This window comes from Pectobacterium odoriferum, from assembly GCF_009931295.1.
Lineage (GTDB): Bacteria > Pseudomonadota > Gammaproteobacteria > Enterobacterales > Enterobacteriaceae > Pectobacterium > Pectobacterium odoriferum.
In genome coordinates, this window is sequence record NZ_CP034938.1 from 296,627 (window position 1) to 313,423 (window position 16,797).

Sequence of the window (16,797 nt, forward strand, 5' to 3'; positions counted from 1 at the left end):
TCAATCGATGACATGGTCAGGACGGGGGGGGGGAGCAGCACGAGAAACCAGCCGCTGGCGCGTTATCAGTTGTCCTACCGTTACCAACCCATGTTTTTCCCTTTTCCCCATTTCTGGGCCGATAGCTTAATGAATCGTGAGGTGATCTTTGTTCAGGAATTTGAACGTAGCAAATTTTCTTGGTGATCGACGAGGTGCCGTGGCGATTGAGTTTGTTATTATATCTATTGCTCTGATTTTCATGATTTTTTTTATATCAGACCTCGTGATGAGACAGGCCATGGTTGGTAAATTGGATCGCGTGTCTTACTCGGTAGCGGGGGTACTGCGTGAGAGGAACCAGCTTTTTGATGAGCGCGAAAAGCTTGAACAAAGGGATATTGAGCAGTCGCTGCAATTGGCGGTCAGAATGTTGCGTGATATGCACACGGATGCCGATCTGTCCAAGCTCCGAGTGAGGGTAGAAGAAGTGCATTTCAATCAGCCTGATAGTCTGACTGATACTTCTCAAACCGTGAAGCTATATCGCACCTGGCAGGCTGGCAGCGGGGGAGAGTGCCAGGCACCTCAACCGTTGAATCAGCTCACTTATCTGTCTCCAAGGGGGAGCTATGGCCGCTGGGTTCCACTTTATCAGGTATCCGTATGCTTGCCGACCATCAGCTGGTTTACCCGACTAACCGCAGGGCTAGGTGAGGAACCGGTCATGTCTTCGTTCGCTATTGTAATGGTGAGGTGATCATGAGGATGCCATGTCTGATCTTGCTATTCATGTCAGGGGGATTGGCCGCGCAGGAGAAAGCGGTGATGTTTATAGACTCTTCTCAGCCAGCGCAGAGCCAACTGGTGAATACGATAAATCAGATGTTGTTTTACAGCCCGACGCTGCGTGAACGTCTTGCCGTTGAGGTCTTTGATATTAACCCACGTGAAGTAAATTTTTCCGGCGAGCTTACCTATATCCCCGATCGTCAAGGATTGGGGACGGCGCGTTACCGTCCAGAAGCGCTGCCGTTTTTGATCTGTTTGGCCGATGGCAAGGAGACACTGAGAATGAGCGTGAAGATAAAGGAGCAACTATGTCTTTGTATTCAAAATTGTTAATGGAGGGGCGACGTTTTTACCTCGATGAGCGTGGCGCATTTGCTGTCAGTTTCGTGATGATGGCGGGGATGTTACTGGGGATAGCCGCTTTTGCGATAGATGGGCCGCGTTATATCACTGAGCGGGCGCGGCTTTCAGATGCAATGGAACAGGCTGCGCTGGCGTTAACTGCGGAAGATAACGGTGAGGGAGCAGAGCGCAACTACACCTTATCCAGCAATTACTTCCGTGCCTATATGCGACATGATGTGGCGGTTTTTACCCCGACAGTCGTGGTAAAAGGGGGATTCAGCAAGGGTAATCAGTACGTTGAATACCGAGTGAGTGGGCAAACTCTACAAGACTCGTGGTTCTCTTCATTGCTATTTCCCAGTTTTGATAAGCAAGTCGTGATTGGTGGTAATGGAGCCGCACGGAAACATCGTTCTAATATGGATGTTGTTTTCGTAACAGATTTTTCTGGATCAATGAATGGTCCATTCGATGCAGGAACCAAACTGGGCGAACTTAAACGGATTATTTTAACGCTCTCTAGAGAACTGTTTCAGGACAATATCAATAATAAGGTCGGTTTTGTTCCATTTGGATGGGGAGCCAAAAAAGGAGGGAATTGTGATTTCCCATTAGTGACTCACCGTCCGATGCCGAAGTCTATACTGGCTGATGGCCCAACAACCGACTTTGAAAAGTATATTAATTTTCCTGCAACGGTAGCAGCGATACCCCGGCAAGTTAAGGATATTAACCTCCCACTCAGTAACGTCAGTGGTAGCGCTTGTTTAAAGGAAAGCAGAAGCTGGCGTGTTCCGCTGACTTCCAATATGGAAGATATTCGCCAGATTCAAGGGATGGAAGCCAGTGGTTTCACGCTGGTCAGCAATGGGGTCTTGGCTGCTGTACCTTATTTGGCGAACGGAACTGCATCTCGAAAAGTCTTAGTTGTCGTCTCTGATGGTACTGATGAGCCGAAGGATGTATTGATAACCCCTAAGCTGATGCAGGCTGGAATGTGTGAAAAAATACGTAGGGTACTGACTACTGATGATCATGTGGGGAAAATTGCGTTTGTCGGCATCAAATATAATCCTACGTATGATTGGGCTACGTGTGTTGGAAAAAATAATTTTTATCTTTCGCATAATGTACACCAGCTGGAAGTCTATTTACGACGGGCTGTTTTTGAGGAGGTGGGGCGTAATATCCTGAAAGATTGAATGATTAATTTTCATCTTTAGATTTTTTCTTTTACCTTATTTTTTTATCATTAAGAAAAAGGTTTGTTTTTTTGAGAATAAATAAGATGGATCTAAGGAATTAATTTCTTATCGCACCTATTATTTTGTTCGTGAGTTGTCGATGTTTATTTAACTGCGTTATTACCGTAGTCACGGTAGTAGTTACGTACGTAGTAATAAAAATTGGCGGTTCAGTGGGTATCGTTTTTCACGATGCCGTAATAATACAGACGTATCAGTCTGTTTCTGCAAATACATGAGAACATAAGGATTGAATGCTATATGAAAACTAAACTCTTGATGACCGCCATGGCTGGATTGTTAGCTTCATCAGCCGCGTTTGCAGCAACTCCGGGGAATTACGATACTAAATTCAACGTGAGTGCTAATGTCCCTGACTCTGCCAGACTAACCGATCCAAGTGGTCGCCCGGTGACTGAATTAGATGTTGTTTTAGAACCAGCACCATCAGGGAAGATGGAAGCACAAACTATTCCATTAAAACTATGGAATAATAATGTGAGTAATCTCAAGGTCTCATTAACGCTGGACGACAGCCAGAGTGCAAATGGCAGCAAGTTTACGCTATATGGTACTGATGGAAACACCCTGAGCTCATTAACCTATCAAATTAACACCATCACGGAAGCTGGTGCGCAGAATTATGTCAATTCTGGTGAATCGAAAGAATTTTCCTTGAAAGCAGTAAGTGCAAACCATGCAGAATTGCCGATCGTATTTAAATTCGTTTCTGATGGCGAATATGAAAAATTAGGTACTGGGAAGTACACTGGAGTGGTATACGCTAACGTAGCCGCTAAGGTTTAATATTAAGGAGGGGTAATCGAAAGATTACCCCTAATTATTTTATGAGATATCATAATTATTCATCTGCAGTTGGTGCAGTGCTTCTATTATGGAGTCAGCTTGCATTTAGCCTAACTAATTCTCATCTTTCTCTTGAGATTTCTGCGGAATCTAGTGCCAAAGTAACACTCTATTACAAGAATAAACCTGTCACGGGTGAAATATTGCCATTCCCGCTAGAAGTGGATGGCTTGTCGAAAAAATTCACGAAAGAATCAGGGTATTTCTATGTCGTAGGGAATGTGGATAAAGCGGAGATTGTTTTTTTTGATAATGTTTTTGAGTTGATGCCGGTTAGCGGTGACGGGAAAAGTATCAATCTGCAAGGTTCGTTTTCTTTTAATGGAACCGATAGCGCAGTCAATAAAAAATTAATAGTTCCGGTGCTGAAGAGTGTCACAGATGGAAATCAGACTAATGGCGTCAAGGTTCGGTTTTCTTCAGAACATTCGATTGATCATTATAGCCAAGGAACGTATGCCAATACGTTCACATTGATGGTAACTCCAGTGATTTGATAAATATGAGCAGGAAATGATGAATAAAAATATAACAATCAGCATAGTTATATGTGGTGTCATGGTCGCTGCGGGTATTTCAACATCGAATGCATCAAATTCGGTACAGGTTCCGGTTGGATTTGAAGATATTTTTGATGCCAGAAATAACAGTATTGTTGACGTTATTTATAACGATCTCTCTATTACATCACTTTCCGTTGAGTATGACAGAAATGAGGTTTTATTGGCCTCGCCAGGTATTCTCGTTGAGAAAATTACTGCTGTTGATATGCCACCGCTGATTTTCACGTCGGATGTATTACTCAAGAAACTCTCTGCACCGTTAAAGCGTATCAATCGACAGGGGACTGTAGGCGATCACATCGCTGTCGAACTTGATGAGGCTAACAGCACATTGAGGTTAGTCTTTCCCGACTCCTACTTTACATCGAGCAAAAAAACGTATGACAAGGTCTATATACCGCATCGTAGCCATGCCGGCTTTGTCCATAACCATAATGTTAATTACCTTTCAGACTCTTGGGGTGACAGTCTTAGCGTTTCAGCGAATGAAACACTCAACCTGACGGGTAATAGTTATGTAAAGAGCTCTTGGAGTTACACCAAAGATATTGATTTTAGTCTGGATGAGCTGGCGTTGTATTTGGAAAGTCGGGATCTTCGGTATAAAGCGGGACGCCAGCGGATAAGTGATAACTTCACATCCAGTACGCCTTCAATGGCGTTCAGCTTTTTTAATTCCATCAGCTTTGATGGTGTTGCGTTGGGGTATCTGTCGGACAATTACCTTGATTCCGGCTCCGGTGCTGCATCTCCAGTCAGTCTCTATTTATCGCAGGCTGGCACGGTCGAAGTTTATCGCAACGGGCGTCTTATCGACATACAGCAGTTCCCCGCAGGCCTGCAATATCTGGATACTCGCAGTTGGCCGAGTGGGGGCTACAATGTGGTGATGGTTTCTCGGCTGGCTAATGGCGTCCGAGAAGAAAAAGTACAGCCGTTTTTCAAACGTAATGGGATGTTTCGTTCGGGGGATGTGGAGTTCCTGATACAAGGGGGACGTTACGACGCCTATAGAGGTAAATTTTATAGCCGTTATAGCTCAAAAAACTGCGACCATTGCAGTGCCTGGAAACAGGACGTCAGTAATAACCATTTCGTCAGTACAACGCTGGGCTATACCACGGAGTCGGCGCTGACTTTGGGTGGAGGATGGCTGATGGATGGCTATCAGCATTACGCCAATACCAGTGTTGATATCCCTATTAATTCCTGGATTGCCGAGCGGCTCTACCTTGACGGCATATACAGCGCCAATGGTAGCTCCGGTTATCAGGCCGGTATCTCAAAAAATTTCTCTCAGCTTGGGCTGAACCTGAGCTACAGGGAAAACCGTTTTCGTGGTGATAGGCAGGATTTTCGCCGCTTCGGTATTGTACCCACCTACGACTATAACTACCTGCAATTCAGTGCCAGTACCTTTTTGCCCTGGAACATTGGACTGGGCATGAGCTATGGCATGAATACGCTCTATCAGGAGTATGGGCGTCAGAATAAAAATACCTTTGAAACCTGGGACGTTAATCTGAGCCGTGATTTTGGGCTGTTGGAGAACATGAATCTACGGGTCGATCTCGGCTATTACCGTGGTGTTAACACTGTTACTCACCACCAGCCGCGCAGAGTCAACAGTGAAGATCGCGTCTTTGCCCAGTTTTCGCTTGGTATGCGTGAACGGAGTTATAACCACTATCAATCCCTATATCTACGCTCTCGTCTCAATAGTGGCGGTAACAACCTTTACGGCGCTAACTACGCTCTGAATCTCGATAACCCGAATTTTGATAAGGGCGGTAAATACTCCCTGAATGCAGGCGTCAATAGTGATTCCATCGGTGAAAGCAGTGGCAACCTAGGGGTCACGATGAACAACCGCCTGGGCCATAGCGCTGCGGGCATCTCCCGTTCATTTGGCAAAGACAGTTACCAACAGTATTACCTCTCCCAACGTGGTGGCTTTGTCGCCGGTGATGGTGATATCGCGTGGAGCCAAGGGGATACCTCTTCTGCATTAATCATCGACGCGACGGCATTGCCGGAAGGCGATTTCTTCGAGACACGTAACCGTAATATGCAATCGGTCGTTGTGAAGGGCGGGAAGAAAACCGTTCTCGCTATTGATTCTTATCAGAAGATAGATCCTAACGTTGAGCAGTTATTCACCGGTAAAACCAATACATTCTACAACTTGGATGTGAAAGCGCCATCCACCTGGGCAATGCCTGGCCAAGTCTATCGCGTCGATGTTTCCGCCACTCGCAATCAGACAGTGACGGGACGGCTTTACGTGAATGGACAGCCGCTCACCAATGCCAGAGTCGTTGGGGGGAATTCGCTATCTGATGAAGAAGGGCTGTTTGTTGGGGATTTCTCCCTGAAAACTGACGAACGGCTGACATCGTTAACCGTTAAAAAAGAGGGTCAGAACTACGTTTGTCCATTGCTGGAACAAAACGTCAGGGTGACTCAGGGCATTATGCAGATTCGTGAGGTTAATTGTGAAGTTCAGTAAATGGGCAACATTATCGTTAAGTTTGATTGGGTTGGCTGCGCTGAACGGCGCACAGGCAATAGAAGTCTTTCCTGTGGTGAAAGAGATCCGTGAGGAGACGCCGCGTGATAATTACATCATCGTGAAATCCATGCACAAGGCCAAGGATTCTGTAGAGGAAAATGATGCCAGTAAGCAGGCGTATGAATTTGTCACCCTGGAACTTTTTCATGTGCCCAACCCTGGGGATGGGGAAGAACAGCGGGTAAAGGTGCTGGGTTTACCCGACCCTCATCTGGTTTTTTCTCCGACTCGCTTGGTCGTTCCCTTTGGTGAAGAGCGTAAAGTACGAATTATGCCGCTAAAACCCGTTGAAAAAGAAGAGGTTTATCGTCTGCGCGTTCGTCCCAGCTATCCAGAGCAGGAACTGGATAAAGGTAAGGTTCGTTTCGCCATTGGTTATGACGTATTAGTACGCTACCTGCCCACGGGGGAGCATCGTCAAGCGATTACAGTGAGTTGCAATCGCCAGCAGTGGGCGCTGACGGCTACCGGTAATGTGCGCAGTGAACTGCGTAATCTGGTGGTGGATGGGAAGAAATACCCATCCCAGTTTAATGTCTATCCAGGTAATAGCCGTACGCTGACAGTCAATAATACGTTGACGTTCGAGCTGAACAAAAAATTACAAGTCTATGAACAGTGCCAGCATAAGGAGTGATGATGCGAATTCAATGTTTAATCTTGGCGCTTTTACCTTCGCTGGCATTGGCTGATGGGGCTTTGGTGATGCAGCCCCAGCCTGATGGTTCTTTGATAATGCTTACGGAAGGCACTGCCAGCGCAGGTGAAAAAGGGGTATTCACCTTTATGCAAAAGGCGGGAAAATCGTTAACGGTACAGGCGATGCCCGGTGGCGGGGGACATTGCGCAGGGAGTGCGCTCGCGTTGGAATCATTGCAGTTGACGTTCGCTTTTGCGCAAGAGGGAAGCCGATTGTCGTGCGGAGAATCCGTGCTGTTGGACGGACCGGAGCAACCGAGGCGCGTCTCCGTCAGGGTGGAAAACAATGCAGCGATGCGCAGTGTCGACTGGTGGGGCAAAATTGGTGATGGTTTGCGTCAGCAAATTGGCAGTGTGAGCTTTCGTTCTGAGGGCGAGGGCACGGATGTCTATTCGCTTTACCTTGACTTAAGCGTACTAAAAGCCCAGTTACCGACCCTGACGGCGTCTTTTGAAAAACCGGATATCAGGCTGGGAATGGTCGGTGATATTCACGATGTCAATGCTGCGACAAAACTGCGTATCAGTAAAACGCGGCAAGCCGGGAATTCGGTCATTCCCTATGCGCTGACGTTTGAATCATCACAAAAGAAAGATTACCAGTACCGCTTGCGCACATCCTCAAATGGGGAGTTCATTCCCTATCGCATCAGTGTCGGTGGCAAAGAGGTCGGGCCGAGCAGTGCGTATCATGGGCAGATCCCCGCAGGAGAGATGACATCAGACGTGCTGAATGTGCAATTTTCCTTGCTAGGGAGGGATACTCGCGGTATCGACGCTGGCGAGCGCTTGTTGGACACGGTTACGGCAGTGATTACGCCGAAAAGTTAAAGGAGTATAAACATGAAATATCGATACCTGCCAACAGCACTGGTGCTGATGTTAATTAGCGCCACTCCGCTGGCTGAGACAGTGAAGACCTCTATTGATGTGGAGGCCGATGTTAGTACTAGCGTGCGCGTTTTTGTGGAAGGTAAAGATGTCACGAATAGTGTTATCACCCTCAAACTGGCAGATAAAAATGGCTTTATGGAAAGTGCTACACCCGTGTTTCAGTTTGTTGGTAATGCAAGTTCAGTGTCTCTGTCGCTGCGTGAGCCTGCCGCCGGCGGGATAATCTCAGAACATAATGACATCATGAAGCTCAACACCGCCTGGATACGGGTAGATGGCACACATGTGGCCGCCAACTACCCTCTCAATAACCAGAAAGTGTATAAAACCTTGCAGGATATTGACGATCCGTCAAAAGGCGTTAGGGTGCATTTTGCTTCCAGCAGCCGTACTGAAACTTACCCACTGGGCACATACCGAGGGACTTATGAGGTTATTGTGACGCCATCAGTATAGTGGTGAGAAATCGACGGTTTAGTCGGCGAGGGAGAGGTAAAAAACGCTGGTGAGCAATCGCCAGCGTTTTTGCCAGAAAAAGTCTATTGCTGCCAAAGAAGGCGCTGAACCGGTGATGCCGTTACCCGAAGTGACATCATGGGACATTGCCGCGTCCGACCATGCCGCGCTTTGGGTGGAAGTGGATATTACTTGATGGTCGCTTTAAGGCTATGATTGCGTAATAAAAGAGAGCAATGATAGCCGTATAAACCGAGGAAGATGATGAGCAAAAAAGGATTAGAAAAATACCCAGACGCGCTGCGCTGGTCATTTGGCGACAGCCCCGAACTGGCGAATGAACTGCTGCAACGGGTGCGTGAAGGGCATAAAGCGGCAACCTGTAGCTCGTATCACGCATTCAAAAACGAGGAAACGCCGCAGGTCGGTGATTACAACATTGTTCTGGATGGTGCCGGACAACCTTCCTGCGTAATTCGGACACGCTCGTTAACGCTGGTGCGCTACTGTGATGTGACGGCGGAGATGGCAGCGAAAGAAGGTGAGGGAGACAAAAGCCTGGCTTTCTGGCAGCAAGCGCATCAGGCGTTTTTCGAACGAGAAGGCACCTTCGCCCCGGATATGCTGCTAGTGTTTGAAGAGTTCGAGCTGATTGAGGTGCTGTGATTCTGGATTGGTTGATGCTCAATCCGACGGCTTTTTGTCGTCGGGGCGGCTGAATTTTGCGGATGTACCATGCGTTTGACCTAGTGATCCCCTTCGTTGGAATTGGTTAGTTTTCTGTAAGAACTCTAAAAGCGGATTGTTTGTTCTACAGGGATACTTGCATGTTACCGCTCAGGCTACTGCCTAAATAGACAACAAAGAAAAAGGCGCTTAACCAGAAAGGTAAAGCGCCTTTTTTCAAATGCTTAACTGATTAGTATCAGTTCATGCCGTATTTTTTCAATTTCTTACGCAGAGTACCGCGGTTGATGCCCATCATCAGGGCGGCGCGGGTTTGGTTACCGCGGGTGTATTGCATCACCATGTCCAACAGTGGCTGTTCAACTTCAGCCAGTACCAGCTCATACAGGTCACTTACATCCTGACCGTTCAATTGAGCAAAATAGTTCTTCAGTGCCTGTTTAACCGAGTCGCGCAGGGGTTTTTGGGTTACCTGAGCCTGAGAGTTTACAGTGGAAACGGTCAGTACGTCAGAATTCACGCGTTGTTCGAACATAGTTCTGTCAGCTCTTTTTCTGTTTACGCAAGATTTTCAAAATATGCCTTCAACGCCTCCAGCTGCTCGCTGGCATCCTCAATGGCGTTGAATGTGCGCCTAAACTGGTCGTTTGGGGCATGCTCCTGGAGATACCAGGATACGTGCTTACGAGCGATACGAAATCCCTTGCCTGGACCATAAAAGTCGTGCAATTCCCGTATGTGCTCGATCAACAAGCGCTTGACCTCTGCCAACGGCATTGGTGCCAGCAACTCCCCAGTGTCCAGATAATGCTGGATTTCCCGAAAGATCCAGGGTCTTCCCTGAGCGGCTCGTCCTATCATCAGGGCGTCAGCCCCAGTGTAGTCAAGAACCGCTCTGGCTTTATGCGGGTCTGTAATGTCGCCATTCGCAATAATAGGAATGGAAACGGCCTGCTTAACTGCCCGAATGCTGTCGTATTCGGCGAAACCATTGAACAGACACGCACGTGTGCGTCCGTGAATGGTTAACGCCTGAATCCCACAGTCTTCAGCCAATTTGGCAATTTCTACACAGTTGCGGTGCTCTGGTGCCCAACCGGTTCGGATCTTCAGTGTTACCGGTACGTCTACCGCTTTCACTACCGTAGAGAGGATCTGTTTTACCAAATCCGGATACTGCAATAACGCAGATCCTGCCATCTTGCGGTTCACCTTCTTCGCCGGACAGCCCATATTGATGTCAATGATCTGCGCGCCGGAATCAGCGTTGATTCTCGCTGCCGCCGCCATCTCATCGGGGTCACAACCGGCAATCTGCACGGCTCTGATACCCGGTTCATCGCTATGTACCATTCGCAAACGCGACTTGTCTGAACGCCACACTTCTGGGTTAGAAGAAAGCATTTCAGACACGGTCATTCCAGCGCCCATCGCATGACAGAGTGCTCTAAATGGGCGATCGCTAATACCAGCCATTGGGGCTGCTATCAAGCGATTACTAAGCTGAAATTGTCCAATGTGCATAGACAAAAATTGACCATACTGTGCCTGCAAGGGCGCGTATATTACGCATTTTTTACGCCAGATGAAAGGCCAAACTTTGACCAATTTATGGCTATCGATCAATGAAAATGCACTTCATAAAGACGTATAAAAATATTATTCATATTTAACAGCTAGTTATATTTTTGTGTCGATTTTTTGTTCTGGGAAATAATCATCTGTTTACAGAATTTTATCTGCACGCGCGGTCATTTTTAGTGGAGATACAGCAGGCTATCAATGCGTTATCAGTGAAATACGTTGGTTAATGCGGCAAAAAAGGGTACCGATTTACCCGAGGCTGGCCGACAGACCGTCTGACCAGCCTCGCGGAGTGGCTTAATGGATGATGATTCGGCCATTAAGCGGCTGTGTGGGGCGATTATTGGCGTGATGCATGACCGAGCGGAACTGGTTTATTTGTTCAGCGGAGGCGGTGACGGGATGATCCAGCACGAGCCAGCGAATGCCTTCCGAACACGGTGGCGTGGTGAGCGACCCACTAAACCGATAGTAGTTTAATGACATCGGTAACAGGGCCTGAATTGCTATCGGCGTGCGCACGTCCTGTGCCTGATTAACCTGAGCCGGAATCTGCTGCCATGTCATGGCTAACGGCTGATTGCTTTCTCCTTCCTGAAACATCAGCGCGATAACGGTGAGCGCACCGCTTGCGTTTTTATAGACAAAATGGCCTTCCAGCGGGAACTGTTTACCATCAATTTCATTTTCACTCGGTGCGTGAAAGTGAAACTGCTGCAAGGTGAATGTCTCGTTATCCAATACCAGCGTATTCCCCGGGCCAACGTTAACCTGAACGGTATGCCCGTTGTTGATAATTTGCTGTGTCCCAGGCTGGAAAGCCAGCTGTAAGGGGGCGTGTTGAGCGTTCAGTGCCTGGCGGATATTGATGGGAGATTGGTTTTTACCCGTTTCACATAGCGAGAAGTCTGGAGACAGCTTTCCCCAGTGTGCGGGATCGCCGTTGCCTTCGTAGCCCCAGTGCACCGGCTCGGCCGCCAAGGCGGAAGAGCAGGCGGATAGCATCAATACGATAGAGAGTTTACCTTTCATTTTTCATCCCTTGAAAATAATGATATGGCATCGTTGAGCGCTGGGCGCAGTGACGTCCAGTCGCTTGCCGGACTGCATCTGCCCGTCATACTTCAAGTTTCATGTGCGTTGGCTGCGCTTACTCACCCGAATCACTTACTTGAGTAAGCTCATCGGATTCCCTCGCTTGCCGCGTTATTCGGCCCTATGGCCTCACCCCTTCGGGGTCAGCGCAAGCGCTGTTCAAAAACGCCTTGCCGTTTTTGTCCTGAAACTCGAATTATTTAGGGCATAATACGCCTGTTTATGGGGATCAATCGTGAGATATAGCAAGAAGAAAGGTGCCCACCGTTGCACATACGGTGGGCGGGACTCGCGGGATAATGTTATTACGATGCGCGGCGTTGACCGGTAATGCGGCACCACTCTTCGCGTTCTGCCACCGGATCAAGCGTGAACTTGTCTGCGTAGGCTTCTGCGACGCCATCGGCCTGCGTAGCCAGTACACCGGACAGGCCGAGGTGACCGCCTGCTTTAGGTAAATCGCTAATCAGCGGTGCCAGTTCGCGCAGCGGGCCAGCAAGGATGTTGGCGACGACGACATCGGCAGACAGGTCAGCAGGCTGGTCTTTCGGCAGATAAAGCTCCAGACGCTCGGAGACGCCGTTGCGCTGTGCGTTGTCGCGGCTGGCCTGAATCGCCTGCGGATCGATATCAATCCCGATAGCGCGTGCTGCACCCAGTTTCAGGGCGGCAATCGCCAGAATGCCGGAACCACAGCCAAAATCGATGATGGTTTTCCCTTCCAGATCCAGCCCGTCGAGCCATTGCAGGCACAGTGCGGTTGTTGGGTGGGTGCCAGTGCCGAACGCCAGACCGGGGTCGAGCATCACGTTGACGGCGTTCGGGTCAGGAATTTCACGCCAGCTCGGGCAAATCCACAGACGTTTGCCGAACTGCATCGGGTGGAAGTTATCCATCCACTCGCGTTCCCAGTCTTTGTCTTCCAACTGCTCGATCTTGTGTTTAAAACCCACGCCCAGCAGCGGCTCTTGCTCCAGCATCGCGATAACCGCGTTCATATCGGTTTCGGCATCGTACAGCGCAATCGCGTCAGTATCGCCCCACAGGCGGGTCTCGCCCGGCAGTGGCTCAAACACGGGGGTATCGTGCGTATCCTGAAACGTAACGGATACCGCACCGCTTTCTATCATGGCGTCACCCAGTTGTTCTGCAACATTTCCTGAGGTGTTTATTTTCAGTTGAATCCACGGCATAGCAGTCTCTATTACATTTAAAGTGAAGATGAAGCGGCAACCGGCGCTGGTGGGTTATGACCAAAGCGGTTGCCAATAATAAACGCCATCAGGCTGAGTAACAGCGATGGCACAATCGGGTGATATCCAGCCAGTTGAAGATTGAAGCTGGCCAGTAAGGTATAGCAAATTGCGCCAGTGAACATGGCGCTAAGCGCACCCGCGGCATTCGCGCGTTCCCAATACAGGCCCAGCACCAGCGGCCACAGGAACACCGCTTCCAGCCCGCCAAACGCCAGCAGATTCAGCCAGATGATCATATCTGGTGGCCGTAAGGAGGCCAGCAGCACCAGTAGGCCCAACAGCAGGGTGGTCATGCTGGACAGGATCTTGATGCGGCGTTCGTTATGGATCTGCTGCGGGCGCACGCTGAGATAGAGATCTTTGATGATCGTGGCGGAGGCTTGAAGCAAATGCGCATTAATGTTGGACATGATAGCGGCCATTGGCGCAGCGAGAAAGATCCCTGCGGCCAGCGGCGGTAATACGGTGACCATCAGCGCTGGTAAAACCTGATCGGGAATCGTCAGGTTTGGCATCACGGCGCGGCCCAGCGCACCGGCCAAGTGCATGCCGAGCATCAGGATGCCGATGACGATGGTGCCGATGATAATGCCACGGTGCAGCGCTTTGCTGTCGCGATAAGAGATGCAGCGCACGGCGGTGTTCGGCAAGCCGATGACGCCGAAGCAGACCAGCACCCAGAATGAGGCCATAAACGGCATCGACAGAATACCGTTGCTGCCCTGTGGCGATACCAGCATCGGGTCGATTTGTTGCAGTTTATCGACTGCGCTGTGTAAACCGCCGGCGGCATAGATCACGCCGACCAGCAGGATGACGGTGCCGATCAACATAACGATGCCCTGCATCGCATCATTAAGCACGCTGGCGCGGAAGCCGCCAAACGTGGTGTACAGCGCGATGGTGACGCCGAAAATCAGCAGGCCGATGTCATAAGGGATGTTCGCTGCGGTTTCCAGCAGACGCGCGCCGCCGATGAACTGCACGGCCATGGCACCGATAAACGCGACCAGCAGGCTGATGCTGGCGAACCAGACCAGCAGCGGGCTGTTGTAGCGAGCGTACAGCATGTCGTTCAACGTGATGGCGTTGTAGCGCCGCGCCAAAATGGCGAACTTTTTCCCCAGAATCCCGAGCGACAGCAGCATGGTGGGAAGCTGGATCATCGACAGCAGCACCCAGCCCAGCCCGTATTTATACGCCGCACCCGGCCCGCCGATAAACGAGCTGGCGCTAACGTAAGTGCCGATGAGCGTCATCGCCAGAACAAACCCACCCATTGAGCGGCCGCCGAGGAAATACTCGTTAAGAAAGTTACCCGCCTGACGGCGACGGTACGCATAGACCGACAGCCCGAAAACCAGCAGCAGGTAGCCAATCAGCGGCAATAAAATTTCAATTTGCATCGTCACTCTCCAGTGAGATATCGCGGAAAATGACGCGCACCATCAGCCAGCACAGCAGCGTAAACACGAGCGGCAGCAGCAGGCAGGCCATCTCAAACCAGTGCGGAAGGCCGGTTATCCCTTGTGTGTTGTCTGGCAAATAGGCAGCAAGCGCCCAGGCCACTAAATAAACCAGCGTCAGGCCGAAAGCCCAGCGGGCCTCTTTGTGCGCCTGAGGAAAGCGTGTATCCATGTTCTTCTCCACCGTAAATGGGAGCATTTACCCGTTATACTTCAAGCTGCCGGTTTGTTGGCTGCTCTTAAATACTCGCCCCGACGGGTCAACGCTTTGCGTTGTTCAAAACGTTAACGTTTTGTCCTGCAACTCGAATTATTTAGGGTATAGATATCGTTATGAACGTCGTGATGACGAAAGCGCGAATTTTACGGCATGTGGGCCAATTGACTAGTAAGAATTCACAGAAAAAGAAAAGGTCGGCTTTCACCGACCTTTGAGATTGTCACGACTGAAATCGTGCAGTGTTTACTGCAAGCCGAGTTTCTTTTCCAGATAGTGGATGTTAGTGCCACCTCTCTGGAAGTTTTCGTCGCTCATGATTTTCATCTGAAGTTCGATGTTGGTTTTGATGCCATCGATGATCAGTTCAGCCAGCGCGTTCTTCATACGGGAAATCGCGATTTCGCGGGTTTCGCCGTAGGTGATCAGCTTGCCGATCATGGAATCGTAATACGGCGGTACGGTATAACCGGCGTAAATATGCGATTCCCAACGAACACCAAAGCCGCCCGGCGCGTGGAAACGCGTGATTTTACCCGGGCTTGGCAGGAACGTGTTCGGGTCTTCCGCGTTGATACGGCATTCTACCGCATGGCCGCGAACCTTGACGTCTTTCTGCTTGATGGACAGCGGTTGACCAGCAGCAATGCGCAACTGCTCTTTGATCAGATCCACACCGGTAATCATCTCGGTAACTGGATGCTCCACCTGAATACGGGTGTTCATTTCAATGAAGTAGAACTCACCGTTTTCGTACAGGAACTCGAACGTACCCGCACCACGATAGTTGATATCGATACAGGCTTTGGCGCAGCGTTCGCCGATATTACGACGCAGTTCGTCCGTAATGCCCGGTGCTGGCGCTTCTTCCACTACTTTCTGGTGGCGACGCTGCATGGAACAGTCACGCTCGGCCAGATAGACGGCGTGGCCCTGACCATCAGCCAGAATCTGAATTTCCACGTGACGTGGGTTTTCCAGATATTTTTCCATGTAGACCATGTCGTTGTTGAAAGCCGCTTTGGCTTCCGCACGGGTCATGTTGATGGACTGTTCCAGCTCTTTGTCGCTGCGCACGACGCGCATACCACGACCGCCGCCGCCGCCAGAGGCTTTGATGATGACCGGATAGCCGATGCGTTTTGCATGAACACGGTTAGCGTCCATGTCGTCGGTCAGAGGGCCATCAGAGCCTGGTACGGTCGGAACACCCGCTTTTTTCATTGCGGTGATGGCAGACACTTTGTCGCCCATCAGGCGAATGGTTTCTGCGCGTGGGCCGATGAAGATAAAGCCGGAGCGTTCAACCTGCTCGGCAAAATCCGCATTTTCGGACAGGAAACCGTAGCCAGGGTGAATCGCGACGGCACCCGTGATTTCCGCAGCGGAAATAATCGCAGGGATGTTCAGATAGCTTTTTGTTGACGGAGCCGGGCCGATACACACGGTTTCGTCCGCCAGCAATACGTGTTTCAAATCGCGATCCGCACTGGAGTGAACGGCGACGGTTTTGATGCCCAGCTCTTTACAGGCACGCAAAATACGCAGCGCGATCTCTCCGCGGTTAGCGATAACGATTTTATCTAGCATGATAAGCCTCGTTATTCGATGACAACCAGTGGCTCGTCAAATTCGACCGGCTGACCGCTTTCGAGCAGAATGGCTTTAACCACGCCCGCTTTGTCGGCTTCGATCTGGTTCATCATTTTCATGGCTTCGACGATGCACAGGGTATCGCCAACGTTGACGCGCTGACCCACTTCCACGAACGCTTTAGCATCTGGGCTTGGGGTGCGATAGAAGGTTCCAACCATTGGAGAACGAACGATGTGCCCACTGATGGCAGCCGGTGCGGCAGGAGCGTCTACTGGCGCTGGTGCAACGGCGGCAGCCAGAGCAGGCTGTGGCTGCATCATTGGCGTAGCGTAAGCCTGTTGCATCATCGGGTAGTTAACCGCTGCTGGGGCACGACTGATACGTACTGATTCTTCACCTTCAGAAATTTCCAGTTCGGCGATGCCGGACTCTTCAACCAGTTCGATCAGTTTTTTGATTTTACGAATATCCATGGATGTGGTTCC

19 protein-coding genes are annotated in these 16,797 nt (G+C 49.9%); 11 read left to right on the forward strand and 8 right to left on the reverse strand.

Translation table 11 applies throughout. The annotated features are described in order from the left end of the window. Positions 1–199: 199 nt before the first annotated feature. The 11 genes from tadF to EO763_RS01345 all read left to right on the forward strand — a co-directional run bounded on the left by tadF (position 200) and on the right by EO763_RS01345 (position 9,077). Positions 200–739, forward strand: coding sequence for a tight adherence pilus pseudopilin TadF (gene tadF / locus EO763_RS01300; protein WP_244322041.1), 540 nt, complete (start codon positions 200–202; stop codon positions 737–739). An 8-nt stretch (positions 740–747) separates the two neighbouring features. Next, positions 748–1,104: a hypothetical protein gene (locus tag EO763_RS01305; RefSeq protein ID WP_226311051.1), complete on the forward strand. Its 357-nt coding sequence runs from the start codon at positions 748–750 to the stop codon at positions 1,102–1,104. Further along, positions 1,080–2,318 (forward strand): TadE/TadG family type IV pilus assembly protein, encoded by a 1,239-nt coding sequence (locus EO763_RS01310; protein ID WP_161527840.1) that lies wholly within the window; start codon positions 1,080–1,082, stop codon positions 2,316–2,318. The genes EO763_RS01305 and EO763_RS01310 overlap by 25 nt, the downstream gene beginning before the upstream one ends. Positions 2,319–2,621: 303 nt before the next feature. Continuing rightward, the gene (locus EO763_RS01315) at positions 2,622–3,167 is read left to right on the forward strand and encodes a hypothetical protein (protein ID WP_161527841.1); all 546 of its coding nucleotides are present in this window, start codon (positions 2,622–2,624) and stop codon (positions 3,165–3,167) included. A 41-nt stretch (positions 3,168–3,208) separates the two neighbouring features. Next, positions 3,209–3,724 (forward strand): hypothetical protein, encoded by a 516-nt coding sequence (locus tag EO763_RS01320; RefSeq protein WP_161527842.1) that lies wholly within the window; start codon positions 3,209–3,211, stop codon positions 3,722–3,724. Positions 3,725–3,785: 61 nt separating this feature from the next. Beyond that, positions 3,786–6,299, forward strand: a complete 2,514-nt coding sequence (locus EO763_RS01325; RefSeq protein ID WP_244322042.1) for a TcfC E-set like domain-containing protein — start codon at positions 3,786–3,788, stop codon at positions 6,297–6,299. Further along, positions 6,286–6,999 (forward strand): fimbrial biogenesis chaperone, encoded by a 714-nt coding sequence (locus EO763_RS01330; protein WP_161527843.1) that lies wholly within the window; start codon positions 6,286–6,288, stop codon positions 6,997–6,999. The genes EO763_RS01325 and EO763_RS01330 overlap by 14 nt, the downstream gene beginning before the upstream one ends. Positions 7,000–7,097: 98 nt before the next feature. Beyond that, positions 7,098–7,892: a hypothetical protein gene (locus tag EO763_RS01335; RefSeq protein ID WP_208851975.1), complete on the forward strand. Its 795-nt coding sequence runs from the start codon at positions 7,098–7,100 to the stop codon at positions 7,890–7,892. A gap of 12 nt (positions 7,893–7,904) precedes the next feature. Next, a complete protein-coding gene (locus tag EO763_RS01340) occupies positions 7,905–8,411 on the forward strand; it encodes a hypothetical protein (protein WP_161527845.1) in 507 nt (168 codons plus the stop codon). 49 nt (positions 8,412–8,460) lie between these two features. Beyond that, on the forward strand, positions 8,461–8,607 hold the full coding sequence (locus tag EO763_RS23225; RefSeq protein ID WP_167521821.1) for a hypothetical protein: 147 nt from the start codon (positions 8,461–8,463) through the stop codon (positions 8,605–8,607). 68 nt (positions 8,608–8,675) lie between these two features. Next, positions 8,676–9,077: an ASCH domain-containing protein gene (locus tag EO763_RS01345; protein WP_161530315.1), complete on the forward strand. Its 402-nt coding sequence runs from the start codon at positions 8,676–8,678 to the stop codon at positions 9,075–9,077. 259 nt (positions 9,078–9,336) lie between these two features. Here the strand turns inward: EO763_RS01345 and fis are convergent, their stop codons facing one another. The 8 genes from fis to accB form a co-directional block, all read right to left on the reverse strand. Beyond that, positions 9,337–9,633 (reverse strand): DNA-binding transcriptional regulator Fis, encoded by a 297-nt coding sequence (fis, locus tag EO763_RS01350; protein ID WP_005975342.1) that lies wholly within the window; start codon positions 9,631–9,633, stop codon positions 9,337–9,339. A gap of 23 nt (positions 9,634–9,656) precedes the next feature. Continuing rightward, entirely contained in the window at positions 9,657–10,622 is a 966-nt protein-coding gene (dusB, locus tag EO763_RS01355) for a tRNA dihydrouridine synthase DusB (protein WP_010300275.1), read from the reverse strand. A gap of 357 nt (positions 10,623–10,979) precedes the next feature. Then, positions 10,980–11,714, reverse strand: a complete 735-nt coding sequence (locus tag EO763_RS01360; RefSeq protein WP_161527846.1) for a carbonic anhydrase — start codon at positions 11,712–11,714, stop codon at positions 10,980–10,982. A 368-nt stretch (positions 11,715–12,082) separates the two neighbouring features. Beyond that, the gene (gene prmA / locus EO763_RS01365; RefSeq protein WP_161527847.1) at positions 12,083–12,970 is read right to left on the reverse strand and encodes a 50S ribosomal protein L11 methyltransferase; all 888 of its coding nucleotides are present in this window, start codon (positions 12,968–12,970) and stop codon (positions 12,083–12,085) included. 17 nt (positions 12,971–12,987) lie between these two features. Further along, positions 12,988–14,439 (reverse strand): sodium/pantothenate symporter, encoded by a 1,452-nt coding sequence (panF, locus tag EO763_RS01370; RefSeq protein WP_039507251.1) that lies wholly within the window; start codon positions 14,437–14,439, stop codon positions 12,988–12,990. Continuing rightward, the gene (locus EO763_RS01375) at positions 14,429–14,671 is read right to left on the reverse strand and encodes a YhdT family protein (RefSeq protein WP_005975355.1); all 243 of its coding nucleotides are present in this window, start codon (positions 14,669–14,671) and stop codon (positions 14,429–14,431) included. Before EO763_RS01375 ends, panF begins: the two co-directional genes overlap by 11 nt. Before the next feature lie 291 nt (positions 14,672–14,962). Next, complete coding sequence (gene accC, locus EO763_RS01380; RefSeq protein ID WP_039493097.1) at positions 14,963–16,306, reverse strand: acetyl-CoA carboxylase biotin carboxylase subunit; 1,344 nt, start codon at positions 16,304–16,306, stop codon at positions 14,963–14,965. A gap of 11 nt (positions 16,307–16,317) precedes the next feature. Beyond that, the gene (accB, locus tag EO763_RS01385; RefSeq protein WP_161527848.1) at positions 16,318–16,785 is read right to left on the reverse strand and encodes an acetyl-CoA carboxylase biotin carboxyl carrier protein; all 468 of its coding nucleotides are present in this window, start codon (positions 16,783–16,785) and stop codon (positions 16,318–16,320) included. Positions 16,786–16,797 lie beyond the last annotated feature (12 nt).